This is a genomic window from Parvularcula bermudensis HTCC2503 (assembly GCF_000152825.2).
GTDB classification, from domain to species: Bacteria; Pseudomonadota; Alphaproteobacteria; order Caulobacterales; family Parvularculaceae; genus Parvularcula; species Parvularcula bermudensis.
This window is the reverse complement of the sequence record NC_014414.1, coordinates 2,041,931-2,068,086: the sequence shown is the minus strand read 5'-3', so window position 1 is coordinate 2,068,086 and position 26,156 is coordinate 2,041,931. Positions and strand designations below refer to the sequence as shown.

23 protein-coding genes are annotated in these 26,156 nt (G+C 59.2%); 9 read left to right on the top strand and 14 right to left on the bottom strand.

Features of this window, described 5'->3' with window-relative positions; genetic code table 11:
* Positions 1–103 precede the first annotated feature (103 nt).
* Positions 104–595 (top strand): hypothetical protein, encoded by a 492-nt coding sequence (locus tag PB2503_RS09775; RefSeq protein WP_148235253.1) that lies wholly within the window; start codon positions 104–106, stop codon positions 593–595.
* Positions 596–665: 70 nt separating this feature from the next.
* On the opposite strand, the gene mnmA is transcribed toward PB2503_RS09775, so the two are convergent.
* Together mnmA and PB2503_RS09765 are read right to left on the bottom strand one after the other, a co-directional pair.
* Entirely contained in the window at positions 666–1,895 is a 1,230-nt protein-coding gene (gene mnmA / locus PB2503_RS09770; RefSeq protein WP_013301094.1) for a tRNA 2-thiouridine(34) synthase MnmA, read from the bottom strand.
* 156 nt (positions 1,896–2,051) lie between these two features.
* Positions 2,052–2,447, bottom strand: a complete 396-nt coding sequence (locus PB2503_RS09765; RefSeq protein ID WP_013301093.1) for a hypothetical protein — start codon at positions 2,445–2,447, stop codon at positions 2,052–2,054.
* Between the two features lie 146 nt (positions 2,448–2,593).
* Between PB2503_RS09765 and PB2503_RS09760 the strand changes: the two genes are divergently transcribed.
* On the top strand, positions 2,594–3,976 hold the full coding sequence (locus PB2503_RS09760; protein WP_013301092.1) for a DUF2254 domain-containing protein: 1,383 nt from the start codon (positions 2,594–2,596) through the stop codon (positions 3,974–3,976).
* A 57-nt stretch (positions 3,977–4,033) separates the two neighbouring features.
* Here PB2503_RS09760 and clpA read toward each other — a convergent pair whose 3' ends face one another.
* From clpA to PB2503_RS09745, 3 genes are all read right to left on the bottom strand, one after another.
* Positions 4,034–6,382 carry an ATP-dependent Clp protease ATP-binding subunit ClpA gene (gene clpA, locus PB2503_RS09755; protein WP_013301091.1) on the bottom strand — a complete coding sequence of 783 codons (2,349 nt, stop codon included), beginning with the start codon at positions 6,380–6,382 and terminating at the stop codon, positions 4,034–4,036.
* Positions 6,382–6,705, bottom strand: a complete 324-nt coding sequence (gene clpS, locus PB2503_RS09750; protein WP_041535563.1) for an ATP-dependent Clp protease adapter ClpS — start codon at positions 6,703–6,705, stop codon at positions 6,382–6,384. The genes clpA and clpS overlap by 1 nt, the downstream gene beginning before the upstream one ends.
* A gap of 433 nt (positions 6,706–7,138) precedes the next feature.
* Complete coding sequence (locus PB2503_RS09745) at positions 7,139–7,585, bottom strand: phasin family protein (RefSeq protein ID WP_013301089.1); 447 nt, start codon at positions 7,583–7,585, stop codon at positions 7,139–7,141.
* 339 nt (positions 7,586–7,924) lie between these two features.
* Between PB2503_RS09745 and PB2503_RS09740 the strand changes: the two genes are divergently transcribed.
* Positions 7,925–9,196: a D-alanyl-D-alanine carboxypeptidase gene (locus PB2503_RS09740; protein ID WP_013301087.1), complete on the top strand. Its 1,272-nt coding sequence runs from the start codon at positions 7,925–7,927 to the stop codon at positions 9,194–9,196.
* A gap of 235 nt (positions 9,197–9,431) precedes the next feature.
* A complete protein-coding gene (locus PB2503_RS09735; RefSeq protein ID WP_148235252.1) occupies positions 9,432–9,884 on the top strand; it encodes a hypothetical protein in 453 nt (150 codons plus the stop codon).
* 338 nt (positions 9,885–10,222) lie between these two features.
* On the opposite strand, the gene PB2503_RS09730 is transcribed toward PB2503_RS09735, so the two are convergent.
* Positions 10,223–11,245 carry a ribonucleotide-diphosphate reductase subunit beta gene (locus PB2503_RS09730; protein WP_013301085.1) on the bottom strand — a complete coding sequence of 341 codons (1,023 nt, stop codon included), beginning with the start codon at positions 11,243–11,245 and terminating at the stop codon, positions 10,223–10,225.
* A 406-nt stretch (positions 11,246–11,651) separates the two neighbouring features.
* On the opposite strand from PB2503_RS09730, the gene msrA reads away from it, so the two are divergent.
* Positions 11,652–12,293 (top strand): peptide-methionine (S)-S-oxide reductase MsrA, encoded by a 642-nt coding sequence (msrA, locus tag PB2503_RS09725; protein ID WP_041535561.1) that lies wholly within the window; start codon positions 11,652–11,654, stop codon positions 12,291–12,293.
* A 94-nt stretch (positions 12,294–12,387) separates the two neighbouring features.
* On the opposite strand, the gene PB2503_RS09720 is transcribed toward msrA, so the two are convergent.
* A complete protein-coding gene (locus tag PB2503_RS09720) occupies positions 12,388–12,591 on the bottom strand; it encodes a hypothetical protein (RefSeq protein WP_148235251.1) in 204 nt (67 codons plus the stop codon).
* Between the two features lie 163 nt (positions 12,592–12,754).
* Between PB2503_RS09720 and topA the strand changes: the two genes are divergently transcribed.
* Positions 12,755–15,385, top strand: coding sequence for a type I DNA topoisomerase (topA, locus tag PB2503_RS09715; RefSeq protein WP_013301081.1), 2,631 nt, complete (start codon positions 12,755–12,757; stop codon positions 15,383–15,385).
* Positions 15,386–15,397: 12 nt separating this feature from the next.
* Here the strand turns inward: topA and PB2503_RS09710 are convergent, their stop codons facing one another.
* Complete coding sequence (locus PB2503_RS09710) at positions 15,398–15,925, bottom strand: YfiR family protein (protein WP_013301080.1); 528 nt, start codon at positions 15,923–15,925, stop codon at positions 15,398–15,400.
* An 8-nt stretch (positions 15,926–15,933) separates the two neighbouring features.
* Entirely contained in the window at positions 15,934–17,952 is a 2,019-nt protein-coding gene (locus PB2503_RS09705; RefSeq protein WP_013301079.1) for a TonB-dependent receptor plug domain-containing protein, read from the bottom strand.
* A gap of 205 nt (positions 17,953–18,157) precedes the next feature.
* Between PB2503_RS09705 and PB2503_RS09700 the strand changes: the two genes are divergently transcribed.
* Entirely contained in the window at positions 18,158–18,532 is a 375-nt protein-coding gene (locus PB2503_RS09700; RefSeq protein WP_013301078.1) for a hypothetical protein, read from the top strand.
* A gap of 45 nt (positions 18,533–18,577) precedes the next feature.
* On the top strand, positions 18,578–19,825 hold the full coding sequence (locus PB2503_RS09695) for an MFS transporter (RefSeq protein ID WP_013301077.1): 1,248 nt from the start codon (positions 18,578–18,580) through the stop codon (positions 19,823–19,825).
* Between the two features lie 54 nt (positions 19,826–19,879).
* On the opposite strand, the gene PB2503_RS09690 is transcribed toward PB2503_RS09695, so the two are convergent.
* From PB2503_RS09690 to gyrA, 5 genes are all read right to left on the bottom strand, one after another.
* The gene (locus PB2503_RS09690; protein ID WP_013301076.1) at positions 19,880–20,320 is read right to left on the bottom strand and encodes a peptidylprolyl isomerase; all 441 of its coding nucleotides are present in this window, start codon (positions 20,318–20,320) and stop codon (positions 19,880–19,882) included.
* Positions 20,317–21,054, bottom strand: a complete 738-nt coding sequence (locus PB2503_RS09685) for a peptidylprolyl isomerase (RefSeq protein ID WP_274377719.1) — start codon at positions 21,052–21,054, stop codon at positions 20,317–20,319. The genes PB2503_RS09690 and PB2503_RS09685 overlap by 4 nt, the downstream gene beginning before the upstream one ends.
* Before the next feature lie 422 nt (positions 21,055–21,476).
* The gene (locus PB2503_RS09680; RefSeq protein WP_013301074.1) at positions 21,477–22,103 is read right to left on the bottom strand and encodes a glutathione S-transferase family protein; all 627 of its coding nucleotides are present in this window, start codon (positions 22,101–22,103) and stop codon (positions 21,477–21,479) included.
* Positions 22,100–22,603: a pantetheine-phosphate adenylyltransferase gene (gene coaD / locus PB2503_RS09675; protein ID WP_013301073.1), complete on the bottom strand. Its 504-nt coding sequence runs from the start codon at positions 22,601–22,603 to the stop codon at positions 22,100–22,102. The genes PB2503_RS09680 and coaD overlap by 4 nt, the downstream gene beginning before the upstream one ends.
* A 3-nt stretch (positions 22,604–22,606) precedes the next feature.
* Entirely contained in the window at positions 22,607–25,381 is a 2,775-nt protein-coding gene (gyrA, locus tag PB2503_RS09670; RefSeq protein ID WP_013301072.1) for a DNA gyrase subunit A, read from the bottom strand.
* Positions 25,382–25,473: 92 nt separating this feature from the next.
* Here gyrA and PB2503_RS09665 point away from each other — a divergent pair, with 92 nt between their 5' ends.
* Positions 25,474–26,067 carry a superoxide dismutase family protein gene (locus PB2503_RS09665; protein ID WP_013301071.1) on the top strand — a complete coding sequence of 198 codons (594 nt, stop codon included), beginning with the start codon at positions 25,474–25,476 and terminating at the stop codon, positions 26,065–26,067.
* Positions 26,068–26,156: the final 89 nt, after the last annotated feature.

Sequence of the window (26,156 nt, the reverse complement as noted above, 5' to 3'; positions counted from 1 at the left end):
AACCTCTCCACGATCATTGCAGTTAAGTTGATATTTCCGCTCGCGTTCAGGAGCGAGACCCCGCACAATGCCCAAGTGGGTTGCATATATTTTATGGAGGAAAATGATGGCCGACTCAAAAAACCAGTCCACTGATCAACCACGTATGCCGTTTGTGATGTATGAGAATGGACTGGAAATGCTTGGCCGGATGATCGAGTCCAGCTGCGTCCTCTCCCTCAGCATGGTCGACGCGATGACCAAGGCAAATCTCGAAAATATCGAGCGAGCGGTCGATGCGACCCAGAAAGCCGAAAGCTTGGTGAATACGAGCCGCGTCGCCGCAACGGCGGTCGTGGAACAGGCCACATCGGCTGCCAATACCGCTATCGCGGAGGGCCAGGAAACCGCTGCCGCCATCGATAGTGCCGCGAGCAAGAAACTCGAGGAAGCCGCCGCCAAAACCGATACGCCTAAGAGCGATCTTCAGGACGCGGCGGAAAGCCGGACGGCGGCGCGCAGCAGCGGCAATGCGGCTAGCTCTCCCCGGAGCGCCCCCCGCACCGGCGCGACCAAATCATCGACATCGGACAGCCCCGCTGCCTCCAAGTCCTAAGGCCTAACGCGCCCTATGACCGTCTCTTGAGGGAGACCGGCCCGAATGGCCCTTTCCTTCAACCAATCGCCTAAAAGGGCCGCGTCCTGTGAAGGAGGCGGCCCTCTTCATTGGGCGCCCCTTCTTCGCGGATATCGGTGACGACCGACACATCCACCGGCACTGTGCTTCTTATCCAGCCGCCCCCGAGCACCTGATCATCCTTAAGCGCATAGAAGACGCCGGCCTGGCCCGGCGCGACCCCTTCCTGCGGCTCGTCGAACATGACCTCCGCCTCAGCGCCCGAGCGCTTCAGAACGGCCAGAACCGGCGGTTTGGTCGACCGGACCTTCACTGCGACCCGGTGGGTCGCGGCCTCCTCGGTGCCGAGCCAGTTCATCTCGTCCAGCCGGATCGCCCTGACGCCGAGCGCCGCCTTGGGCCCGACAACCACCTCCGCCCGATCCGCATCGAGACGGATCACGTATAGCGGCTCGACCAGGCCCCCAAGAGCCAGCCCCCGGCGTTGACCAACGGTGTAGTGGATGATCCCTTGATGCTGACCGAGGACCTGTCCATTCAGATCGACGATCGCGCCCGGCGTCGCCGCCCCGGGCCGCAAGCGTTCTACGACACTGGCATAGCGCCCCTCGGGAACAAAACAAATGTCCTGGCTGTCCGGCTTGTCCGCGACCCCAAGCCCAAGCTCGGCCGCAATTTGTCGGGTCGTCTCCTTCGGCAAGTCGCCCAAGGGGAAGCGCAAAAACGACAGCTGCTCACGGGTTGTCGCGAACAAGAAATAGCTTTGATCCTTCCCTGCATCTTCGGCACGGCGCAGGGCCAGGCCCCGATCATCGTCGGTGCGGCGAATATAATGGCCGGTGGCCATGGCCGCCGCGCCGAGGTCCCGGGCGGTGTGGAGAAGATCGCGAAATTTCACCCGCTGATTGCACCGCACGCATGGGATCGGCGTGGCGCCGGCCAAATAGGTATCAGCGAAATCCTGCATGACGCTGTCCCCAAACCGGTCCTCATAATCGAGGACATAGTGCGGGATCCCCAACCGGTCGGCCACTGCCCGCGCATCGGCGATGTCCTGTCCCGCGCAGCAGGCCCCCTTCTTGGCGATCGCCACACCGTGATCGTAGAGTTGAAGGGTTATCCCCACGACGTCATAGCCGGCCCGATGGACCAGCGCCGCGGTGACGGAACTGTCGACCCCCCCTGACATCGCCACCACAATCCGGGCCCCTTTCGGCAGGCCCAGATCGAGCTGGCTGGCAGTGAGGTCAGTGAGCGGTGTCTTTATCATCAAGGGCATATATCGGCAGAGGGGGGCCGTGATAAGGCCCCCTCTCCTCCGGTTGGCACCGACGCGTTCCCCTGGCCGGTGAACCGACCCGTCGCCCATAGGACTTTGGATCAGGCGCCCTTGGACCAGCCGCCCTTGGCGCAAAGGCGTTAAGGCGCAAAGGCGCTAATTGGCGGGGGAGCAGGTGCACCCGCTATCGTTACACCCCACCGTCGATTCGTCGCATTTCTCGTCAGCGGCGATCATTTTCACGCAATCATAGGAGCCCGCGCAGCTACAGCTTGTGGAGGTGCAAGTATATTTCGGCGGTGTCGTCGGACGCGGCATTAATTGGGTTCCAGCGACGACGGGCTGACTGGGGCCCGCCTCGAAGATTTTATAGACGGGCTCGGCTTTCTTCATCATGGAGGGGCTGATCTGTGCCGTCATCGGCTTCACCGTCGCGGTTGGCGCTTCCCGCACCGTGCGGGATTGCGGGGCCGCCTCGAACGCGACGGCCATGCCCAGGGCAAGGCCGAGCGCCATTCCGGCAGCGATCATGCGGCGAACAAACGATGTCATAGGGTTTCTCCCTCTGGTTCCGCCCGTCAGGCTATGGGGTGCCGATCCCAACGTCTAGCGACACGCGCAGGTCCGAGCCCCCTTTGTCGAGGTGACGACTGCGCGCGAGGCGCCACATCCTCTAAACCCAAGGGGACGGAGACCGAATGCGAAGCGCGTTATCGAAATATCTGCAGGATCTGAGAGCCAGCTATTGGTTTTTGCCCAGCCTCATGGCCCTGGCGGCGGTGCTGCTGGCCTATGTCACCCTAAAGCTCGATAGCCACCTCTCTCTCAAGGCCCTGGCCGGTTGGGGGCTCTTGTCGGTGACCGGTGTTGAGGGCGCACGATCGTTACTTTCGACAATCGCGGGGTCGATGATGGGCGTGGCCGGGGTGACCTTTTCGATGACCATCGTCGCCGTTTCCTTCGCCAGCAGCAATTACGGCCCCCGGTTGGTGGGAAGTCTGATGCGTGACCGCGGCAACCAGGCGACGCTCGGCGTCTTCATCGCGACCTTCGTCTATTGCCTCCTCATCCTCGGCTCGGTGAGGGACGGACCCGACGGTGACAGCCTCTCCACCGACAGCTTCATCCCCGCCTTCTCGGTCCTCGTGGCCCTAGGCCTGACAGCGACCTCTATCGGCGTATTGATCTATTTCATTCACCACGTCCCCGACACGTTGAATGTGGGAAATTTGGCGGCGCGCGTCGGGATGTCGATCGATAAGCATCTCGATCATCTCTATCCTGACCGGCTACAGGATTTTCAAGAGGAGAAGGACGCTCCCGCCGTCTGGCGCGGCGATGTCGGCGGCCTTCAGCCCCATTTCGTTCGCTCCCCCGACGCGGGGTTTATCCGGGCCATAGACCTTGCGGCGCTTCATCATCAGGCGTGTACGCATGATTTATGGCTCCGGTTACAATATCGGCCAGGCGAGTTCGTCTGCGAGGGTGACATCCTGTTGGATGTCTGGTCGGCGAAAGGCCGCATGGATGAGGCCCTCCTGCACGATCTGGCCGGGCAATATGCCTTGGGTCGTCAACGAAGCCCGGAACAAAGTCTATTCTACCTCGTGGACCAGCTCGCCGATATTGCAATCCGTGCCCTCTCGCCTGGGGTCAATGATCCCTATACCGCCATCGAGTGCTATCACTGGCTGCGTCAGGCGACTCAGCGATTGGCGATAAAGGAGACGTCAAAGGATCAATTCGAAGATGGGCGGGTAGTCACTCACCCGATCAGCTTTGAGCAATTTCTCGGCCGCTCCTTCGACCGTACCCGTCCCTATGTCGCTAAGGATCGAAATGTCGCACTCCATGCCATCGATATCCTGACCGAAACGGCCGACGCCCTGCCTCCCGGTCATCGCCGAGACGCCGTCGAGCGCCGCCTGCACTATCTCCACGAAGAGGTGATGTCCTCGCCCCCGGCATTTTGGCACAAGGAATTTCGCGATCGCCTCGAGACCGCTCGACAAATCCTTCGCTCGGAGAAAACGAGAGAGGCCCTGAGGGTGACGCCGGATTGGTTCGGCGGACGAGGCTGAAAGCCTCGCCCGTCTTTTCCGTATGCGACGCAACCTAGGCGTCGCACGGCACGGCCACTAGCGAACGCGCTCCTCTTCGGCCCGTTCGCCATCGCCGGGGCCCCCGGCGCCGGGTTCCCTTCGCGGCCCTTCGGCCAGGAACTCAAAGCTCAGCCCCTCAGTATCGTCCGCTGTCTTCTTCACCGTGACCCGGACGATCCCGCCTTCCTTGAGGGAGCCGAAGAGGATTTCGTCCGCAATCGGCTTTTTGATATGTTCCTGAATCGTCCTGGCCAATGGACGCGCGCCCATATCCTCATCAAACCCACGTTCCGTGAGCCAGCGGGTCGCCGCCTCGGTAACTTCGAAGGTGACATTCCGGTCGGCCAGCTGCGCTTCGAGCTGGAGGACGAATTTCGCCACAATCCGGTCGACGATCGGCTTCGAAAGGCCCGCGAAGGAAATGATCGCGTCGAGCCGATTGCGGAATTCCGGCGTGAACAATTTCTCAATCGCCTGCTGTTGCTGATCGGTGGCACGACCGCGACCGAAGCCGATCTCATTTTTCGAGGCGTCCGCCGCCCCCGCATTGGTCGTCATGATAATGATGACATTGCGGAAATCGATCTTCTTCCCATGGCTGTCGGTCAACTGACCATTATCCATGACTTGCAGCAGGATATTGAAGATCTCCGGATGCGCTTTTTCGATTTCGTCGAGCAATACGACCGCATGCGGGTTTTGGTCGACCTGATCGGTCAGTAAACCGCCGCCCTGGTCGAACCCAACATAGCCCGGCGGCGCCCCGATCAGACGGCTGACGGTATGGCGCTCCATATATTCTGACATGTCGAACCGTAGCAGTTCGACGCCCATCATCTTCGCAAGCTGCTTGGCGACTTCGGTCTTCCCAACCCCCGTCGGGCCCGCAAAGAGATAGGACCCGATCGGCTTATCAGGCTCACGCAGGCCCGCGCGGGCCAGCTTGATTGCCGCCGTCAGCGCATCAATCGCCTTATCCTGTCCGTAGACCACGCGTTTGAGATCGCCGCCCATATTGCGGAGGCGCTCCGTATCGGATTTCGACACAGTCTTGGGGGGAATCCGCGCCATTTGCGCCACGACTTCCTCAACCTGGGGCACCCCGATTTCCGTGACGCGATCGGCGGCGGGAAACAGCATCTGCCGCGCCCCAGCCTCGTCGATGACGTCGATCGCTTTATCGGGCAAGCGACGATCGGTCATATATTTGGAGGCCAATTCCACCGCGCTGACGATCGCTTCGTCATTATAGTTCAGCCCGTGATGTTCCTCGAAAGCTGGTTTCAGACCACGGAGAATTTCAATGGTATCCGCGATCGAGGGTTCCGCCACGTCGATTTTTTGAAAGCGTCGGGACAGCGCCCTGTCCTTCTCGAAATGTTGCTTGTATTCCTTAAAAGTGGTCGAGCCCATGCATTTGAGGCTGCCGTTCTGCAAGGCGGGTTTGAGCAGGTTGGACGCATCCATCGCCCCGCCGCTCGTCGCGCCGGCGCCGATGATCGTATGGATCTCATCGATAAAGAGAACCGCGCCAGGGGTGGCCTCAAGCTCCTTGAGAACCGCCTTCAGACGTTCTTCGAAATCGCCACGATAACGGGTACCCGCGAGCAGCGCCCCCATGTCTAGGGAGAAGATCGTCGCTTCGGCCAGCACCTCCGGCACCTGCTCATCAACGATACGGCGGGCCAATCCCTCGGCAATGGCGGTTTTCCCGACACCGGGGTCACCGACAAGAAGAGGATTGTTCTTGCGTCGACGACATAGGACCTGGATCGCGCGCTCCACCTCTTTTTCCCGACCAATCAGGATATCGATTTTGCCGCGCCGTGCTTTTTCGTTGAGGTTGGTGGTATAGGCCTCGAGGGCTTGGGCCCCCTGTTTTGCCTGGGTCTCTTCCTCCTCCTCCTGCGCCCCTGAAGGGGTCCGCGGCTCCGTCGGCGATTGGCCCGTCTTCGACAATCCGTGGGAGATGTAATTGACCGCATCATAGCGGGTCATGCCCTGGGCATTGAGGAAATAGCTCGCATGGCTTTCCCGCTCGGCAAAGATCGCCACGAGGATATTGGCCCCGGTGACCTCCGATCGGCCCGAGGTTTCCACATGGATCAGGGCCCGCTGTACAACGCGATGAAAGCCAGCCGTTGGCTTTGCTTCGTCAGCGTCCTCAACGCGCAATTTATCGAGATCATCCTCGATGTAATCCATAAGATGCTCGCGCAGCTCATCGAGATCGACATCGCAGGCGAGCATTACCGCCCGGGCATCCTCGTCTTCTGTCAGGGCGTAAAGGAGGTGCTCAAGGGTTGCCAATTCCTGCTTGTGGCGGGTGGCAAGACCGATTGCACGATGGATCGATTGTTCGAGATTATCAGAAAATGTCGCCATTATTCACGCTCCATCGTACATTGAAGGGGATGTTCGTTGCGTCGTGCAAGCTCCAGCACCTGCGCAACTTTCGTTTCTGCCACCTCATAGGTGTACACACCGCAAATACCGACGCCATGGTTGTGGACGTGGAGCATGATGCGCAGCGCTTCATCGTGTCCTTTGTGGAAGACTGCTTCGAGCAACCAGACCACGAATTCTTGGGGCGTGTAATCGTCGTTCAGCAATAAGACCTTATAGAGCGAGGGACGCTTGGCCTTCGGTTTCTCTTTGACGATGGTGGCAACATTGCCGCCCGGTTTTTCGTCACCGTCTTCACTCATATTGATGGATCGCATGGGCCTTTGAAAATTCGCATCGTCGCCATTCGTAGTATTTGGGATTTTTCCGGGTACCCGCAAGCCATCATTCTCCAGGGCGCGCGCGGGGAAGACGCGCACAGCTCTCCCGCCTTACGCCTTATATGTCGTCGGATCATGGCAGATGCCTCCTCCTTCCCTCCTTTTCCCTCCTTCCCTCCAGGGAGACCCCCATGGAGCGATGCCTGCAGGCGAGACCGGCATGTCATCGACGCCGCGTCCTCATTGACGCTGCGCTGCGGAGGCACCGGAGGGATGGACAACGGATGGCGGGCCGCCCCTTAACCGTCCCTCCCCGCTCAAAGAATCGAAAACCCCCAGGCACCTGAGGTCCCCGGGGGTCAGCATTCCAGTCATTCATCTCAAAGACGTCGCCCTCACGCGGAGAGCAAAAAGCTTAGCGAGATTGCTGAACCATCTCGATGAAAGCTGTGTACCGCTTGGAAAGCGGTTGCGCCGCGTCACGGGCGGTGGCGATCATCATGTCGGACATTTTGTTGACCTGACCGATTTGGGTTTCCATCGAATTCCGCAGCAGTTCGGACTGGGCTTCGAAAAACTCTTGCGGAGTCCGTGCCTTTGTCAGCGACTGAAAACGGTCGGAACCGGTTTCCATCTGCTTTTTCGCATATTCGACGTTTTCGTTCGCGATCTTCTCGAAACCCTTCGCCATGGTGGTCGCGCTTTCGATCATCGCCTCGACATTTTCCTGACCGAATGCGCCGACATTCGACATGCCTTGGGTCATCCGCTCAAGTCCGTCATTCATGAAGTTTTGGGCGGTCGACGCAGCTTCGTTCACCGAGTCCGCCGATTTCGTGCTGGTTTTGCGGGTCGTACTCATAATCTCTGCTTCTCCTAATTATTGGCGCCGATAAGCGATGCACGCCATTTTTGGGATTTGGATGTTCACGCAACGCCACCAAACGCGACCGGCTTATCGTTGTTGCGCCGCAACATAAAGATCGCCACCCCCTCCGTCAAGGCGATTGTGCGATGCACAATACATCTTCTTTTCTTTTTTATCCCGCGGCCAAGGCGGAATGACCTTCGCAGCTGTCCGATGAACGGAATCTTAATAAGATGAGTATGATGGTGGTGTATCAGTATTTACTGTGACCGAATTTGAAGGTGATATTTCGTAACAAACACTTTAGCCTAATGGGATTGGTGTAAGAGGCGCATGGGAACCAGGGTGAAGTCGGTAAAGTCACTGCTGATCACGATTATATTTGCGACGGTCCTTAGCCCGCTGGCGGCGCACGCCAACCCGAAATATGCTGCCTATATCATTCATGCGGACACCGGCGATGTCCTGTTTGACCGATATTCAACGGAACCGCGCTACCCTGCCTCCCTCACTAAAATGATGACCCTCTACCTTCTGTTCGAGGCGATCGAAGAAGGCCGGGTATCGCGCACGACGGATATGAAGGTCTCCAAGCGCGCGTCCCTGCAACCGGCCTCGAAACTGGGGGTGAAGAGCGGGACGACCATCGACGTCGACACCGCCATCCGCGCTCTTGTGATCAAATCCGCGAATGATGTGGCCACTGTGACCGCCGAACATCTGGCCGGAAGCGAAGCCAAATTTGCGCGCCTGATGACCCAGAAGGCGCGCGACCTCGGGATGCGTCAAACGGTCTTTCGGAATGCATCGGGGTTGCCCGACGACCGCCAGGTGACGACCGCGCGGGATATGGCCATTCTTTCCCAGCGCCTGGTGCAGGACTTCCCGGATTTTTTCCACTATTTCGACGATGACTCATTTCAGTGGGGCGGTCGCACCTACAAATCTCACAACAAAGTGACTCAAGATCTGAAGGGGGCCGACGGTCTTAAAACCGGCTACACCCGGGCATCGGGCTATAATCTCGCCACCACCGTTCGTCGCGGTGACCATCGGCTGATCGGCATCGTGCTTGGCGGACGCAGCGGGCGGACGCGAAATGCCCATATGATCGAGATCATGAACAAAGCCTATGCCGATATTTCCGCTCGGCCCTCCCTCGTCAAATCGATTTTGCACGTCAAACCCGTGCCGGACCTTCGGCCTGACCGCCGTTTGCCCCCCTCGGAAGGCGGGCCGGTTCTTCTCTCTATGCTCGACGACGATGGGGAGCTGGCTGAACTGGAAGCCGCCCTCAATGCCCTGCCCTTAGATGCCGCGCCGGAGGGAGAAGGCGATATCGACTATGCCTATGCGCGGGATTGGGCCATTCAGGTCGGGGCCTTCAATAGCCAACCCCTGGCCGTGCGCCAGATCATCGAAACGCAGGACCTGATCCGCTCCGTCAGTTCCCATATTGGGCGAGAAGTGAATATCGCCGATCAGGGCGTCCGATCCGTTTACCGCGCTCGCTTTACGCGTCTGACCGAGGACGAGGCGCAGGAAAGCTGTGAGCGTCTCAAAGCCGCCGGCGAGGAATGTATCGCCTTGCACATCACCGAGTAAACGGCACGCCCCGGGGCCTGCCGATGGGAGAGCGGCGAAACCAGCCCGCTCCCCTTATTGACCCGCAAAACTCCGCTGCCAGGTGGGGCTATGCGGCGTGTTGACCATGAGCAGCAGGGCTTTCAAGACGACCGGGGGCGCCCATCACGACAGGCTCATCTCAGACTTGCCTTATAGATTTGTATCCATAATAGCTATTGGCGACATGGTTGGTGATCGGGGGGTTCAGGAACTCATGAAGAAATTCTCGTTCGGATTTGCGTTGTTGTCTGTGTTGGTTTTGATCCCAGCATGCGGTGGGCCGAAAACGGAAGACGGCGTCTCATACACCGCCAAATCGGCAGCGGATGTGCAAGAGGTGTGTCGAGAAATGCTGGCACTCGACATTGGCGTTTCAAACCTTGGGGGCTTGCCTGAGCGGACAAAACGTGAGGTCGTGAAGACATGCTGTGGTGAGGCCAAGAAATCAGCGGCCAATCTCAGCGACACAGAACGTGCATTTCTTTGGTACAAGTGGAAGGCGTTCGACAATATCAATCAGACGCCCAATGCTGTAGCGGAGTACCGATCGATTGAGGACGCGCTGGCAGGTGATCTCACAACCCCGCAACGCATTGCAGCCGCCGTGGTGCAGCCGCAAACGGCGCAGTGCGTTAGCCGCGAGGTAAGGGAAAAAGCGTCGCGCTAGGCGCCAAACCAGATCAGCCCATTGATCGTTGGTCGTCAACAATGACTCGCACGGCGCGCGGTTGATGGAGTGAGGCCACCGATCGACGAGTAAGGGCGTTCTGAGTTGGCTTGCCGGGCTGAATGTAGGCGAGGCGAGGCCACGCTCACTCTGCCAGTGGCGCATCACTCGGCTGGTCAGTTCCGTGCCGTTCTACCCGAACAGATACTTCCTTGGCCGCGAGCCCACAACCCCACGACACCAGAGGCCAAGGCAGGTTGAGCGACATGGCGCCGCTCGTTCCCCCCCCCCCGCCCCCGGCTCGGCTCCCGGCTCCCGGCTCCCGGAAGCGGAAAATCTCAACCGATACGCCGAGCGCGCCATTGGTCGAATTGGGACCACACCCCCTCCGCCCCATGCCATTCCCCGCGGGTCGCGCCTTTGGAATATTCCGTCGCGCGGGCTTCGAAGAAATTGGCGTGCTCCACCCCATTCAGAATTTCGCGCAACCAGGGCAAAGGATGGTTGTCCGCCGCAAAGACCGGCGGCAAGCCAAGCTGGCTCAACCGCCAGTCGGCAATGTGCCGGATATAGGCTTTGATATCGTCCGGCGTCATGCCCTCGACCTCTCCAGCCTCGAAGGCGAGCTCGATGAATTTGTCCTCGAGGTCGACCACAGTCTTGCAGCAATCAACGATATCGTCGGCCACCGCTGGGGTCAGCGCACCGGTTTCGCGGGCGAATTCGTGGAACAGCCGCACCATCCCCTCGCAATGCAAGCTCTCATCGCGAATCGACCAGGTGACGATCTGCCCCATCCCCTTCATTTTGTTGAACCGCGGAAAGTTCATCAGCATGGCGAAGGACGCAAAGAGCTGAAGCCCCTCGGTAAAGCCCCCGAAAACCGCCATTGAGGTCAGGATATCCCGCTCATTCTCGACGCCGAAGCGGCCAAGATAATCGTGTTTCGCCGCCATCGCCTCATAATCCATAAAGGCGGAGAATTCGACTTCCGGCATCCCGATCGTCTCAAGCAAGAGGGCATAGGCCGCGATATGGATTGTCTCCATGTTGGAGAAGGCGGCCAACATCATCCGCACCTCAACCGGTTTGAAGAGCGGCATGTAGTTTTCCATATAATTGGCGCCGACCTCGACATCCGACTGGGTGAAGAAGCGGAAAATCTGCGTCAGCAGGTTCCGCTCCTTGTCGGTCAGCTTATTAGCCCAGTCCTTACAGTCCTCCCCAAGGGGGACTTCTTCAGGCATCCAGTGAACCTGTTGCTGCTTTTTCCAATAGTCATAGGCCCAAGGATAACGAAACGGCTTATACGCCTTCGAGGCAGTGAGAAGACCGGGGGCGGCAGGGATATCGTCGAACATTTGTCTCATTACCTTCTCTCGAAAAGACACACCGGCACGGATACCGCACAGCACCGGCGGATCATGAGGCCTAGCTTGAGCCGATTCGCCCCGCCTCTTCTCTATATGTAGAGTATGCGCAGGGGAAAGAGCCCTTTTATCCCCAAGATATTGCGATATTGAGCAATTGGGGTTCAGAAAATGCCCAAGAGGGCGAAGACGACCAGCGCAGGCCCCATTATGGGCGTCGGCAGGCAGTCTCCCGTCAAGCAGCGCTCCCGGCCCTTTCTTCCTTTGGCGTCACAGCCAATGCCCATGGGGGATGGGGCGAAGAATGGGGATGCCTGAAACCTTTTCGCCCCCCCAATCGAAGAACGATCAGGCAGCGAACCTGCCCTGCCCTCGCCTCGACGTCCGGAGACCCGCTATGTCTATTCTGTCTTTTCGCCCCCTTCTTGTGTCCTCCCTTTTCCTCTTAGGGGCATGTTCCAATACCGACGCCCCGAGCACATCCACCGGAGGGCCGTCGGCTGAGACCATTCCCGGAACCGCCGAGAGCCTGGTCGTCGCGGGGGGCTGCTTTTGGTGCGTGGAACATGACATGGAGGCCGTGCCAGGTGTTTACGAGGCCGTCTCCGGCTATGGCGGCGGGGAAAAACGAGAGGCGACCTATCGTGACCATGAAGGGCACCGAGAAGTCGTTGAGATCTACTACGACCCCCGCGAAACGACGTATGCCGAATTGGTCCATATCTTCCTTCGCACCATCGATCCCCTGGATGATGGCGGGCAGTTCTGCGACCGGGGATACAGCTATACCACGGCGATTCATTATCGCACCGACGCCGAGCGCCGCGCGGCAGAGGCGGCGATCGCGGCGGCCGAAAAGGCGCTCAGCCGCGAGATCGTCACCCCGGTGGAGCCCATTTCCTTTGTCGTCGAGGCCGAAGGCTATCACCAGGACTATGCCGACCAAAATCCTCTGCGCTATAAATTCTATCGAACCCGGTGCGGAAGAGATCAGCGGGTTGAGGAGGTCTGGGGTCAGCGTGCCGCGAGCGCCCCATGAGACGGACAGCGGCCTTGTGACCATCTCCCCTTGACCATCGCCAATTGACCATCGCCCCTTGATCGTGGGCCCAATTCATCACGGGGTCCATCGATCAAGGGCCGTCGCCGGCCTCCGTTCTGATCTTCGCCTGCTCAAAACAGATCAGCGCCCTGTCCAGATGGGTGGCAACCTCATGAAGGCCGTGAATGCGCGCACACGCCTCGAGCGAGACGAGCCGAGGCACGAAATATCGAATGTGGTCGTCAGCAATCTCTGTATGGTTCGTTTTCGTTCCTCGCATGGTAGTGCTGGCCACGCTTGCCCCCCAAATTTAGTTGTTGTCAATTTTTTGCGACCTTTGGTTGCATCGTCAACGAAGGGATTTTTCCCTAATTCACAAACGCTTTCTGTGTGAGCATTGACAGCTTACCGGGGCATCGACAGTTTCCCCCTAGATTTCCGCTAAGGGTAAACCATCGATGCAGGTCGTTATAGTTGAGTCGCCGTCCAAGGCGAAGACGATCAACAAATATCTTGGTTCTGACTATAAGGTCCTTGCATCTTACGGTCATATCCGTGACCTCCCGTCAAAGAATGGCTCAGTTGATCCGGAGGCGGATTTCTCCATGATCTGGGAGAGTGACGCCCGCTCCAAAAAACACGTATCGGACATTGTCGATGCCGTGAAAGCCGCCGATGGCGTCATCTTGGCAACCGACCCTGATCGCGAGGGCGAGGCCATTAGTTGGCACTTGCTTGAAGTCCTCGATAAGAAAAAAGCCCTTAAAGATAAATCCATTCAACGTGTTGCGTTCAACGCTATCACAAAGAGGGCGGTAGAGGAAGCGATTGCCAATCCGCGTACGATTGATCAAGATCTTGTCGATGCCTACTTGGCCCGACGGGCTCTCGACTATCTTGTTGGCTTCACGCTCTCCCCTGTTCTGTGGCGAAAATTACCCGGCGCCCGATCTGCGGGCAGGGTGCAGTCGGTTGCCCTCAGACTGATTTGCGAACGCGAACTCGAAATAGAAAAATTTATCGCGGAGGAGTTCTGGACTCTCGAAGCGAATGTTTCCGCCGACGACTCTCCTCAGTTTGCAGCGCGTCTTGTCAAGCTCGACGGCACCAAAGTTGAGAAGTTTACACTGACTACCGAGGAGGACGGTTCCAGGGCGAAAAAAGCGGTAGAAGACGCACAATTCCTTATAAAGAGTGTCGAGGCGAAACCCACTCGGCGAAATCCCGCCGCGCCATTCACGACCTCGACCCTACAGCAAGAAGCGTCCCGCAAGCTCGGCTTCAATGCCCGTCGGACCATGCAGACCGCTCAGCGTCTGTATGAGGGGATCACGATTGGAGGCGAGACCACCGGGCTTATCACCTATATGCGGACCGACGGGATCGACATGGCCCCCGAGGCTGTGATGGCCGTGCGCGACGAGATCAAATCGACCTTCGGCGCCGACTACCTTCCCTCCTCTCCCCGAATGTACAAATCCAAGCAAAAAAATGCTCAGGAGGCGCATGAATGTATTCGGCCGACCAATTTCGCTCGACATCCCGATGCGCTAAAGCAATTGGATCAGGACCAGTACCGGCTCTATGACCTGATCTGGAAACGGGCCATGGCGTGCCAGATGGAAACGGCGCGGCTGGAACAGACGACCATCGACATTGAAAGCCGGGATGGAAAGACCGGTCTTAGGGCGACAGGCTCGGTTGTGGTGTTCGATGGCTTTTTGAAGCTCTATGCCGAAGGGCGGGACGACACTGAGGACGAGAAGGATCGCAGCCTTCCCAAAGTGTCCGAAGGCTCCGATGCGCAGGTCACCGATCCGACGCCGGAGCAACATTTCACCCAACCGCCTCCCCGGTTCACCGAAGCAAGCCTTGTCAAGCGACTGGAAGAGCTCGGGATCGGCCGCCCCTCGACCTATGCATCGATCATCAGTACACTACAGGACAGGTCCTATGTCACGATGGACAAGAACCGGTTCATCCCCGATGACAAGGGCCGGATCGTCACGGCGTTTTTAGAGAATTTCTTTGGGCGATATGTCGAGTACGACTTCACCGCCAAGCTGGAGGAGACGCTCGACGACATTTCCAATGGCGAGATGGCCTGGAAAGCGTTTCTCCGACGGTTCTGGGACGAATTTCACGCCCGAGTAGAGGATATGTCGGACCTTCGTATCTCCGAAGTCCTCGACGCGTTGAACGAAGCCCTCGGGCCCCATATTTTCCCTCAGCGAGAGGACGGGCGTCCTCCCAGGGAATGTCCGACCTGTGGCGAAGGCGAGCTGTCCTTGAAGGTGGGTCGCTACGGCGCCTTTATCGGCTGCTCCCGCTACCCTGAATGCAAGCATACCCGCCCCCTCGGACAGTCAGAGCAGGGAAACGCGCCGGCGGAAGATCGTCAATTGGGCGTTGACCCCGATACGTCCCAGGCTGTGTGGCTAAAATCAGGCCGGTTCGGGCCCTATGTCCAACTTGGTGAGCCGGATCCGGACACGAAAGAAAAGCCGAAACGCTCCTCGATTCCCAAGAGCTGGGACGCCGCCAGCCTCGATTTCGACAAGGCGATGAAACTCCTCGCCCTTCCCCGCGATGTCGGGCCCCATCCAGAAGACGGTGAGATGATCGAAGCGTCCCTGGGCCGCTACGGGCCTTATGTGAAGCATGGTAAGCTCTATGCTAACCTTGAGTCGATCGACGACGTGTTCGACATCGGGATCAATCGCGCGGTCGCCGTCCTTGAGGATAAGAAAGCCAATCCGCGAGGTCGCGGCCGAAGTGCCGCGAAACCTCAAAGGGAGCTTGGAAATCATCCCGATACAGATGAATTAGTGGCTGTCTATGACGGTCGATACGGCCCTTATGTAAAACATCAAAAAACCAATGCGACGATCCCGCAAGGCGTTGATCCGGCGGAGATCACCCTCGAGCAGGCGCTGGAACTGATCTCGGCGCGCGAAGCGAAGAAGCCGACGAAGAAGAAAAAGACCGCGAAAAAGAAATCGGCCAAGAAACCCGCCAAGAAAAAAACGACAAAAAAAGCCGCTAAAAAAGCGACCAAGAAAACGACTAACAGCGCCGGCAAAGATTGATGCAGGCTGCTCCTATCGAACGTGGAGGGCCAAGTTTAGAAGGCGCGAGCTTAGACTGACGTCGTGGCGTTGCGCGACCCCCAGATCGACGCTGAACCGGACCTGGCGCCCCACTCTGACCAACTGAACACAGGCAAGGCCGGGCTCGACCTCGCTAGTCATCGCAATTGGGAAATAGTGAGGCGGCAGCGTCTCGGTCTGAACTGTCTCTTCGAGGAGAAGGGCGTGACAGGAAGACGGCATTTCCCCTACGCCATACCGCCTGATCTCGATCGAACGCTCACTGATCGTTTTGCTCTCATAAGGGGCGAGCGCAAGACCGATCGGGGCGTCTAACGGCACACAGATGGAAAACGGCTGTCCGGGGGAGGTAAAAGCCGAAGCCGGCAGAGTCGCGAAACGGAGTATATTGACCAATATCGCCGCCTCGTATTCGAGTTGGCGCGATGGCTGAACGCTTGCCCAGGCGGGGGCGCCCGCCGCCAGTGTGATTATCACCGCGGACAGTGCGAACGTTCCGAAGAACCATCGCCTGATCATGACCGCACCTAATTCTTTACCGCGACAGAAATGGAAACCCTCCGCTCGACCTCACCGGCGGCCGTTGGGTAGAGGATCGGGGTCCCTTCGGCCCGACTGGGCTCAAGGAGATTCTCGCCAAGAAGCGTTAAATTCAAGCTTGGGGTCAATCTGTGGCTCAAACGGATATCAAGATCCTGATAAGCAGGCACGACATCGTCTTCGAGCTGCCCGACATAGCGGGACCAAATCGACGCATCGGTACGATCAGAGAAATGATAGTCCGCCTTCACCGATAATTGCAGAGCCGGGTCGCGACCTCGATCAAAGGAATAGGTCGGCGTCTCGAACACGCCTTCACGGAATTCGAGATTACGCTCATAGACATTGCCGATGAAATTAAGACGGAGGTCGCGATGGGGTTCCCACAGGGCATGGACCTCAATCCCTTTGCCCTCATCATCCTCATCATAGGTAAAGCCATATTCGGCGCTGATCGGAACCGGCACGGGTGAGCCCCCGGGGCCGAACGGCAAGAGCACAAAGCCCCCGCCCGTCTCGTACATCCCGCCGATATCGTCATACGCATTGTAATATGCCGTCATATCGAGGGTCAGCTGATTTCCAAATTGCTGGCGCCAGCCCAGCTCATAGGCGATCAACTTCTCGGCCACCCCTTCATTGGTTGTGCCCGAAATAAGGAGCTCGATCGGCAGAGGGTTTGGCGGCTCGAGAAGGCCAGCCCCGACGGTGATGCCGATATTGCCATTGGTCTCAATGGCCGAGGGCGTGCGGACAGCCCGCGATACTGCTCCCCAGAAACTGGCCTTATCCAGTGAGTAGATGGCGCGAAGACTGGGCTGGACTTCGGTGCCAGTAAATTCATTGTTTTCCAGTTTCGTCCCCGCAGAAACACGCAGCCGGCGGTCCAGGGCGAACACATCCCCCTGAACGAACCCGGCGAACAGGTCGCGATTTTCATTGGGCAATGTCAACCGAACGAAGGTGTCAGGGTCCTTTGCCTCGATGCCATCGCGGGTATGGCGATATTTCACGCCCCACATGGCTTCTGCGCGATCGCTCAGTGTCAGGGCGTGGGAAAAGTCGATGTCGAGAATGTCGCTCATCAGCAAGGATCCATTATCCTCGCGTTCGATCGACGTGAAATAACTCTGCAGGGTCATTGAATTTCCCTGCTCGAATGTCCGGGTCCAGCGGGAAAGAATATTATACTCATTGTGCTTATTATCAGGAATCGTCACGAATTCCTGAGTGATCGGTTGTTCGAACCGATTGAAGAAGGTCGTATCAAACTTATTATGGACATAACTGCCTTGGACCGTGAAGGCATCGGCATCATTGGGTTCCCAATCCCCTCTGAACCCGATCTGTAATCGATCGGAGGGCGCATGGAAGGTCTCCCCCTCATCGCTGACTTGGGAGGAAACCCGCCGCCAGGTCGTCCACACCCGCGCCGTCGCGTTTTCGCCCAAGCGTAACCCGCGCCGAGCATAGAGGCGGCCAAACTCGCTACCGCTTTCCGTCGTGACGCCCGCGCGCGCCGTTGCGTAGGTATTGAGGGTACCGGCAGCGTGCTTACTGACGATATTGATCACCCCATTGAGGGCGTTCGCCCCGTAGAGTGTCGCGCCGGGGCCCCTGATGACTTCGATCCGATCGATATCCTCAACCGGTAACAATTGCGCATCCCACAGCACGCCTGAAATGACCGGCAAGTAGACCTCGCGGCCATCGACGAGAATCAACATCTTGCTCGAATACCGCCAGGTGTATCCCCGTGCCGAGACCCCGGTGATGGAGTCATTGACCTCCGAGACGAAAACACCGGGCACCAGACGCAGCAATTCAGGGATGCTGTCCGCGCCACTGGTACGGATATCCTCTTCGTCGATCACGAAGATGGCGGCGGCTGTCTCGTTGATTTTTTGGGGCTTTTTCGCAACTGAGGTGACCTCAGCGGAGAGCAGCTCCTCAAGGCTCATCCCTTCAAGATCATCAGCTTGGGCATAACTCACCGTCGCCGACATGGCTACGCTGAAGAGAATTGTTCTTCTTATTCCGCGCATGGAGGTCCTGCCGTCCGGGTTCCGACGGTAAGAGACGCGTTTTACGTTAAAAAAGACAAAATATTTAAATCAGCCCCTAGGGATTAGTCGCTCATTTACCCTTCGCTGGACAAGGTCCACCGAACCGTGATGCTCTTTGGCGGCATCAAAGGAGGGTTCGGTACGCATGCTCTTGCTGCTTAGTCTGATCGCCCTTGGTTTTCCCTTCGGCTCGGCTAAAGTGCCGACCGATATTGAGGTAGCCGATGTGAGCCTGTGGGAGGGATCGAGCTTTCCCTATCCCGAGCCCATCGTGCGGGACACCGTGCTGTCGGTGATGACTGGGACCGGGGGGGTGGTGGTCGACACTGACTTTCGGTTGTATGCCTCGACAATCACTTATCTGCCGCCCGGACAGACCATGCCGGTGATCGTGAGACTGGATCAGAAGGCTGAGGACACGACCAGCCTGCTGGTGGGGGTGGTTGGTTCTGTTGAATCGATGCCTATTCAGGATCGCCTCATCAACGCGGTCCGGGATCGGTTCTCCATGCTGCCCTAAGCCGCGACGCTTGTCAGAGGGGGGAGCTTGCGACAAAGCCTCCCCATGCTCGACTTTCTCAAACGCAATGCTCGCTGGATCGGCGGGGGCTTTGTCCTGACCCTCTTTTCGAGTTTCGGTCAGACCTTCTTTATCTCCGCATCGGCCAATGAGTGGCAGGCATCGTTGGGTCTCTCTACTGGGGGCTTCGGTCAACTTTACATGGTGGCGACCTTGGCGAGTGCGGTCAGCCTGCCATTTGTCGGGCGCCTCGTGGATATATGGCCGATCCCTCGGGTCATCGCCCTGACCATCCCGACCCTCGCCCTCGCGACCCTGTTGGCGGCCGGGGCGCCGAGCGTGGCCGCCCTTGCCATTGCGCTCTATCTGCTTCGCCTGTTCGGCCAAGGAATGATGACCCATATCGCGCTGACGACTATTGGCCGGTTCTATGCGGCACAGCGGGGGCGCGCCATTTCCCTGGTGGTGCTTGGCCATCAAACGGGAGAGGCCCTGCTACCGCTCACCTTCACGGCTTTTGCGTTGAGCTTTGGGTGGCAAAGCGGCTGGATCGCCGGGGCGGTGAGCTTGATGCTGTTTGCCCTGCCCGTGGGCGTCTGGGCTTTCTCGACAAAGCGACAGCCCAAAGGACAGGCGGACGTGATGCAGGGCGGGCCGAGCTGGACGCGGCAGGAGGTAATGGCGGACCCCCTCTTCTGGGCGCTGCTGATTGGGGTCCTGGCGCCCCCCCTGGTGGGCACCACCCTGTTCTTTCATCAGGACACCCTTACCACCCTCAGAGAGTGGCCTCCGGCCCTCTTCGCCAGTAGTTTTACCGTGATGGCGCTGACGACCGTGGTGTTCGCCCTGATCAGCGGCGCTCTGATCGATCGGTTCGGCGCCTGCCGGATCCTGCCCTACTTCTTGGCGCCCCTCGGCTGTTCCTGCGTCATCGCCGGCGTGATGAGCGCGCCATGGAGCCTGTATCTTTTCATGATGCTTCTGGGGGTCTCCTACGGCTTTTCCTCGACCCTGTTCGGCAGTCTTTGGCCCGAAATCTACGGCACCGCGCATTTGGGCGCCATCAGGTCCGCGCTCGTGCCGTTCATGGTGGTGGCGACCGCCATCGGACCGGGACTGACCGGCACCTTGATCGATTTCGGCATTGGGTTGCCCGCGCAATTGATCGCGCTTGGCGGATATTGCGGTATTGGCCTCATCACCCTGACCTTCGCATCCCGTGCCCTGACACAAAGAGCAGCGAGGCTCGCCGCTGCCGGGGCGGCGCACCCAGCGCCGCCACCGATCGGGTAGGCCGAGGACTGACCAAAGCGCGGCCGTCCCCAAGCCCCTCGGTAGACGCCGACCCTATGCCTTGCGGAAGGACTTGATCTTGGTGGGATTGCGCGGCGGCTCCCCCTTATTGATCGCATGCACCGCCTCCATGCCTTCGACCACCCGTCCCCAGGCCGTGTATTGACCATCGAGGAAAGATGCGTCGTCAAGACAGATGAAGAACTGGCTCGACGCGGAGTTCGGATCGTTCGCCCGCGCCATGGAACAGACCCCTTCGATATGGTTCACGTCGTTGAATTCGGCAGGGATATTTTCCTCAGCCCCGCCGGTTCCCGTCCCCTCGGGACAACCGCCCTGGGCCATGAACCCCTCGATGACCCGGTGAAAGGTCAGTCCGTCATAGAAGCCATCCTCGGCCAGACTGGTGATTTGCTCAACATGCTTGGGGGCTTTGTCCTCGAAAGTTTCGATGACGACATCCCCAGTTTCCAGTTCCAATTTCAGTTTCGTCACGAGGTAATTTCTCCATTGATACGGACGGGAACGGACACATTGCAGGCATTCTCGACAAATCCGTCAGCCGACAGAATGCCCCGCGCCCTGAGATAATCTTTGAAGACGGCCGTGCTGGGATCCAGGACCTCGATCGTCTTTCGTTGATCGGTGGGCAAATCGCTCATCAACCGAGCACGAACGATTGGCGTTGGCCTGGTCGGTGGCTCCCCGCGATTGATCCGGCGCGCATTGATATAGCCGTCGACGACCCTTCCCCAAACGGTATAGCGCTGGTCGAGGCTGTCGCGATTGTCACCGAACATCACGAAAAACTGGCTATTGGCGCTATTGGGATCGTTGGTTCGGGCCATCGACATCACCCCCTGACAATGCAGGCCCCACAGCGCGACGGTATCGTCGACAAGGAGGCTGGGGAGCGTCGGCGGTTGAGTGCCCACGGGAACCGACCCGACAAACCCGATTTGGGCGGCGCGACTGTCGCGTCCGATAATGGCCTTGTCGGCAACCGCCTCGATGGGTTGGGCAAATTCTCCCTGCAGATCCGGCAGGGAGGACCCGCCTTCGCCGGTCCCGGTGGGGTCGCCCCCCTGGGCCATGAACCCTTCGATGACTCGGTGGAAAGGCGCTCCATCATAAAAGCGGCGACGGGCCAGCGTTTGGATGCGCGCGACATGATTGGGCGCGAGGTCCGGACGCATTTCGATGATCATCGGCCCGGAGGGCAATTCCATCACGAGAAGGTTCTGAGGCGACACGGCCTTCCACGCCTCCTCCGGCGCGTTCTCCAAAAGCCGCTCGGCGGCTGACTGCACAGCCATCGTCGCGGCGGCTGCGGGGGCCGCCATCGCCAACCCCACCGCGGCGAGGGCCCCGCCAAGGATCGAAGGTGAAAAGATCGTCATCCGTTACCTGACCGAAAAAGCTAGAAGGGGACCGATACCCGATGCCGCCCGAAACCGAAAGGCCGCCCCCCTTAATCCTCGGAGAGGCACGACCTGCCCATGGGCAAGGTGAGGTGGCCCCCCTTGGACAGTCAGGGCGATCCTGCGCGCCGGAGCATTTTCAAGCGACGTGAGCATCGGGGCGCAGGAAAAAAGGCGACAAAACCAAAGAGCTGGAGACGTTTTACGACTTGGGTTGACCCGCACCGGCTCTAGGCCAGATCCGGCTCGGCCCAGTGCCGATAGGCCTGCCTGTCCCGCAACCGGGCATCATAGGCCAGTAGAGCCGGCAGCGCCGCATGATCGATGGGCGTGGCGCGCCAACGATGCACATTAAGGCCGAGGCAAATATCGGCGAGGGTGAAATGATCGCCGCAGGCATAGGGCCCGCCCGCCGCAAGATGCGCATCGAGCAAGGCAAGGCGCCCATTCCATTCCGTCACGCTCCGCGCGATGGCGCCGGGGTCATCATAGCCAGGCTTGTCTCTCATCAGCGCCATGAAGGCATAGCGCCAGGCCGCAGCGAGGGTCGTGGCGCTCCAATCCATCCACATCTCGACCGCCGCGGCCGCCACAAAATCCTGGGGCAAGAGATCCTCCCGAGCGGCTTTGCGCGCCACAAAGCGGCAGATGCTGTTGGATTCCCAAAGGACGATCTCTCCCTCCCGATAGACCGGCACGAGGCGATTGGGATTGAGGGCCACGAATGCATCGCTATTGAGGGAGAGCCCCGCCTCGCCCCAGGGTTCGTGGCGATAATCCGCCCCCACCTCATCCAGTGCCCAGAGCGCCTTGCGGACATTGATGGAGCGCGGCCGCCCCATCAGCACCGCCGTCATCGGCGCCCGACCTTGGCGAGCAGTTGCGGCACCACGGTCGCCGGCACGAAGGCATTGATGTCGCCCCCGAGCTGAGCAATCTCCTTCACCAGTCGCGACGCGATGGCCTGATAGCGCGCATCGGCCATCAGGAAGACGGTCTCGATATCCTCGTTCAGGAAGCTGTTCATCCCGACCATCTGGAATTCATACTCAAAGTCGGACACAGCCCTCAACCCACGGATGATGACATCGACTTTTCGCTTTTCGGCGTAGGTCATCAACAGGTCGTCGAAGGGCTCGACAACGATCTGTCCTCGGATGGAAAGGTCCATTCCCTCCAGTGACGCTTTGATCATCGCGACGCGCTCTTCGAGGGTGAAAAGCGGGCTCTTCTCCTGATTGATCGCCACCCCGACGATCAGGGTGTCGACGAGCTTGACGGCCCGTCGAATGATATCCGTATGACCGAAAGTGATCGGATCGAAAGTGCCCGGGTAAAGGCCGATAATGTCGCCCATGGCTTACATCTCCGTTTCATCGTCGGGGAGGTCGTCGTCATTTTGCGCTTCGGGTACATGCTCGACGGAAACCACCCGTTCGGTCTCCCGCGTGGTGAGGATCTTGACCCCTTGGGTATTGCGACCCGCCACACGGATATCGGCCACGCCCGTTCGGATCAATTGACCGCCATCGGTGACCAGCATGATTTCGTCGGCATCCTCGACAGGGAAACTGGCCACGACCCGGCCGTTGCGCGCCGAGGTGACGATCCCGGCGATCCCCTGACCGCCGCGCCCTGAGGTGCGGTACTCAAAGGAGGAGGTGCGTTTGCCGTAGCCGTTCTCCGTCGCGGTGAGAATGAATTGCTCCGCCGCTTGCATTGCGGCCAACCGCTCTGTGGAGAGGGCTGCCTCCGACCCCTCCGCCTCAGCGTCGGAGCCTTCGGTCTCTCCCTCTCCGGCCGCGCGCCGCATGGCGGCGGCATGTTTGAGATAGGCCTTGGCCTCTTCGGAGGACACGTCGAGATGCCGCAGGATCGCCATGGACATGACGCCGTCCTCGCCGAACTCGTCATTGGGTTTGAACCTGATACCCCGCACCCCCGTTGAGGTGCGCCCACTGAAGACCCGCACCGCGTCGACCGGGAAACGAATGGTCATCCCGTTACGCGTGGTCAGCAGAATGTCTTCGCTTTCCCGCGCGATCCCGACCCCGACCAAGGCATCGCCTTCATCGAGCTTCATGGCGATCTTGCCGGCCTTATTCACATTGGTGAAATCGGAGAGCTTATTGCGACGAACATTGCCGCTCCGCGTGGCGAAGACAATGTCCATATCCGCCCATTGGGCTTCGTCGTCGGGAAGGGGCAGGATATTGGTCACCCGCTCGCCCTGATCGAGGGGCAAGAGATTGATGAACGCCTTGCCGCGGGAGGTCGGTCCCCCCTCGGGCAGGCGCCACAATTTCAGCTTATACGCCATCCCCCGATCAGTGAAAAACAACAGCGGGGTGTGCGTATTCCCGACAAATAATTGGCTGATGAAATCATCGTCCTTCATCGCCATGCCGGACCGGCCCTTTCCGCCCCGGCGCTGGGCCCGATAGGTGTCAAGAGAGGTCCGCTTCACATAGCCGGCATGACTGACCGTGACGACCATGTCCTCGCGCGCGATGAGGTCTTCATCCTCCATCTCAATGGCATCGATGAATTGGGTTTTGCGCGGCGTTGCGAAGCGCTCCCGCACATCGGCCAGCTCGTCTTTGATGATCGTCAGTACGCGATCACGATCACGCAAAATTTGAAGATAGTCAGCGATTTTATCGGCGAGGCTTTGCAGTTCATCGCCGATCTCATCGCGCCCCAGGGCGGTCAGTCGTTGGAGCCGCAAATCGAGGATAGCGCGGGCCTGGGTTTCGGACAGGCGGAGGCTGCCGTCCTCCTGCAGGCTATGGCGCGGGTCGGCGACGAGGGCCACCAGCGACGCTAGATCCTTGGCGGGCCAATTTCGGCCCATTAACGCCTCCCGCGCGGCGGCGGGATTGGGCGCCTCTCGGATCAACCGAACGACCTCATCTATATTGGCCACGGAGATGGCCAGTCCGACCAGGACATGGGCGCGATCTCGCGCCTTCATCAACAGGTGCTTCGTCCGCCGCGTGACGACTTCTTCTCGGAAATCCACAAAGCTCTTGAGGACGGTCCGAAGAGTCATTTGCTCCGGTCGCCCCCGATTGAGGGCGAGAAGGTTATAGGCGAAGGACGTCTGAAGCGGGCTTTGCTTATAGAGGTTGTTGAGCACGACCTCGGCATTGGCATCGCGCTTCAGCTCGATAACGACCCTGATCCCATGCCGATCGCTTTCATCTCGTAAATCAGCGATGCCTTCGAGTTTCTTCTCACGCACAAGCCCCGCGATCCGCTCGACCATGGCCGCTTTGTTCACTTGAAAGGGGATGTCGGAAACGATGATGGCAAAGCGGTCCTTACGGACCTCCTCGACCGCGGTGGTCGCCCGCATGACGACGGACCCCCGCCCGGTGAGCAACGCCTGACGGGCACCCGATTGCCCCATGATCGACGCCCCTGTGGGGAAGTCCGGCCCCGGCACGATCGAGAGCAGCTCCTCGTCCGACACATGGGGCTCATCAATCAACCGGACCGTCGCATCGATGATCTCTCCAAGGTTATGCGGCGGGATGTTCGTTGCCATCCCGACGGCAATACCGCCGGCGCCGTTGACCAACAGGTTCGGAAACCGTGCGGGCAAGACCCCCGGCTCCTGCCGTTCCCCGTCATAGGTCTCGTGGAAATCAACCGTATCCTTGTCGATATCGGCGAGCAGCGCCTCCGCCGGCGCCGCCATTCGAACCTCAGTATACCGCATGGCGGCGGGAGGGTCGTTGTCGATGGACCCGAAATTCCCCTGGCCATCAAGCAGCGGCAGCCGCATCGAAAAATGTTGCGCCATGCGGACCAATGCGTCGTAGACGGCGGTATCACCGTGCGGGTGATATTTCCCGATGACGTCCCCTACGACATTGGCCGATTTCCGATGCCGCTTGTCATGGGTGTACCCCTGCTCCTGCATGGACCACAAAATCCGCCGGTGAACGGGCTTCAGGCCATCCCGCGCATCGGGAATCGCGCGGCTCACGATGACGGACATGGCGTAGTCCAGATAGGACTTTTGCATCTCTTCGGTGATCGAAATCGGGGCGATCCCCTCCTCCCCGTCACCGGATCCTGCGCCTTGGGGGGGAATATTCTCGGTATGTTCGTCTTTTGAGTCGGCCACGTCGCCCTATGTCGGTTGAAACAGGAATCACTGTCGACACGGCGTTAGCAAATTCGCTTTGGGATCGCCACGCACAACAAGGAGTTCTCGCAATGCCCCCTTATCGCCCTCTTCGCCTCCTGGGCGCGAGCCTCGCCCTCCCCCTTGTCGCCTGCGGTAACGGCACGCCGCCGCCTTCACCTGAGAGCGAAGCGGCAAGCCCAGCCATGGCCGATCACGGCCCCTTGGCCGCGGCCCCCGGTGCCGACGCCCTGGCCGCGGATTTCATCGATCCAAGCGGCGCCCGCATCGGCACTGCTTTTGCCACCCCCGGCCCCAATGGCATGGTCATTCGTGTGGACCTTGAAGGACTGACCCAAGGATTTCACGCCATACATGCCCATCAAGTCGGCGATTGCAGTGACCCAGACGCCGGATTTCAGGCCTCAGGCGGTCACATTAATCCGGCGGGCGTGCCCCATGGATTCTTGAACGCGACGGGGCGTTCCGAAGCCGACATGCCGAATATCTATGCCCACGGGACCGGCCATCTGCGCGCCGAGCTGTTTGCCGAAGGCCTGACCGCCGATCTCGGCCTCGACGACGATGGCTTTGCGCTGATTGTGCATGAAAACCCCGACGATCACGAAACCCAGCCCATTGGGGGTGCGGGCGGACGGGTGGCCTGCGCAGCGTTTACCAACTGAGAGGCTCATCAAGAATAATGCGAGTAAAGAAGTGTGTAGTTGCGCTTCTTTACCCTACTCCTTTTGCTTGCATTCTCCGTGAATTTCGT

What these genes read in the sequence shown, in the direction of transcription:
- PB2503_RS09775 (WP_148235253.1), top strand. Translation starts at nt 104, where the DNA reads ATGATGGCCGACTCAAAAAACCAGTCCACTGATCAACCACGTATGCCG.
- mnmA (WP_013301094.1), bottom strand. Translation starts at nt 1,895, where the DNA reads ATGCCCTTGATGATAAAGACACCGCTCACTGACCTCACTGCCAGCCAG.
- PB2503_RS09765 (WP_013301093.1), bottom strand. Translation starts at nt 2,447, where the DNA reads ATGACATCGTTTGTTCGCCGCATGATCGCTGCCGGAATGGCGCTCGGC.
- PB2503_RS09760 (WP_013301092.1), top strand. Translation starts at nt 2,594, where the DNA reads ATGCGAAGCGCGTTATCGAAATATCTGCAGGATCTGAGAGCCAGCTAT.
- clpA (WP_013301091.1), bottom strand. Translation starts at nt 6,382, where the DNA reads ATGGCGACATTTTCTGATAATCTCGAACAATCGATCCATCGTGCAATC.
- clpS (WP_041535563.1), bottom strand. Translation starts at nt 6,705, where the DNA reads ATGAGTGAAGACGGTGACGAAAAACCGGGCGGCAATGTTGCCACCATC.
- PB2503_RS09745 (WP_013301089.1), bottom strand. Translation starts at nt 7,585, where the DNA reads ATGAGTACGACCCGCAAAACCAGCACGAAATCGGCGGACTCGGTGAAC.
- PB2503_RS09740 (WP_013301087.1), top strand. Translation starts at nt 7,925, where the DNA reads ATGGGAACCAGGGTGAAGTCGGTAAAGTCACTGCTGATCACGATTATA.
- PB2503_RS09735 (WP_148235252.1), top strand. Translation starts at nt 9,432, where the DNA reads ATGAAGAAATTCTCGTTCGGATTTGCGTTGTTGTCTGTGTTGGTTTTG.
- PB2503_RS09730 (WP_013301085.1), bottom strand. Translation starts at nt 11,245, where the DNA reads ATGTTCGACGATATCCCTGCCGCCCCCGGTCTTCTCACTGCCTCGAAG.
- msrA (WP_041535561.1), top strand. Translation starts at nt 11,652, where the DNA reads ATGTCTATTCTGTCTTTTCGCCCCCTTCTTGTGTCCTCCCTTTTCCTC.
- topA (WP_013301081.1), top strand. Translation starts at nt 12,755, where the DNA reads ATGCAGGTCGTTATAGTTGAGTCGCCGTCCAAGGCGAAGACGATCAAC.
- PB2503_RS09710 (WP_013301080.1), bottom strand. Translation starts at nt 15,925, where the DNA reads ATGATCAGGCGATGGTTCTTCGGAACGTTCGCACTGTCCGCGGTGATA.
- PB2503_RS09705 (WP_013301079.1), bottom strand. Translation starts at nt 17,952, where the DNA reads ATGTCGGCGACGGTGAGTTATGCCCAAGCTGATGATCTTGAAGGGATG.
- PB2503_RS09700 (WP_013301078.1), top strand. Translation starts at nt 18,158, where the DNA reads ATGCTCTTGCTGCTTAGTCTGATCGCCCTTGGTTTTCCCTTCGGCTCG.
- PB2503_RS09695 (WP_013301077.1), top strand. Translation starts at nt 18,578, where the DNA reads ATGCTCGACTTTCTCAAACGCAATGCTCGCTGGATCGGCGGGGGCTTT.
- PB2503_RS09685 (WP_274377719.1), bottom strand. Translation starts at nt 21,054, where the DNA reads ATGGAATTGCCCTCCGGGCCGATGATCATCGAAATGCGTCCGGACCTC.
- PB2503_RS09680 (WP_013301074.1), bottom strand. Translation starts at nt 22,103, where the DNA reads ATGACGGCGGTGCTGATGGGGCGGCCGCGCTCCATCAATGTCCGCAAG.
- coaD (WP_013301073.1), bottom strand. Translation starts at nt 22,603, where the DNA reads ATGGGCGACATTATCGGCCTTTACCCGGGCACTTTCGATCCGATCACT.
- PB2503_RS09665 (WP_013301071.1), top strand. Translation starts at nt 25,474, where the DNA reads ATGCCCCCTTATCGCCCTCTTCGCCTCCTGGGCGCGAGCCTCGCCCTC.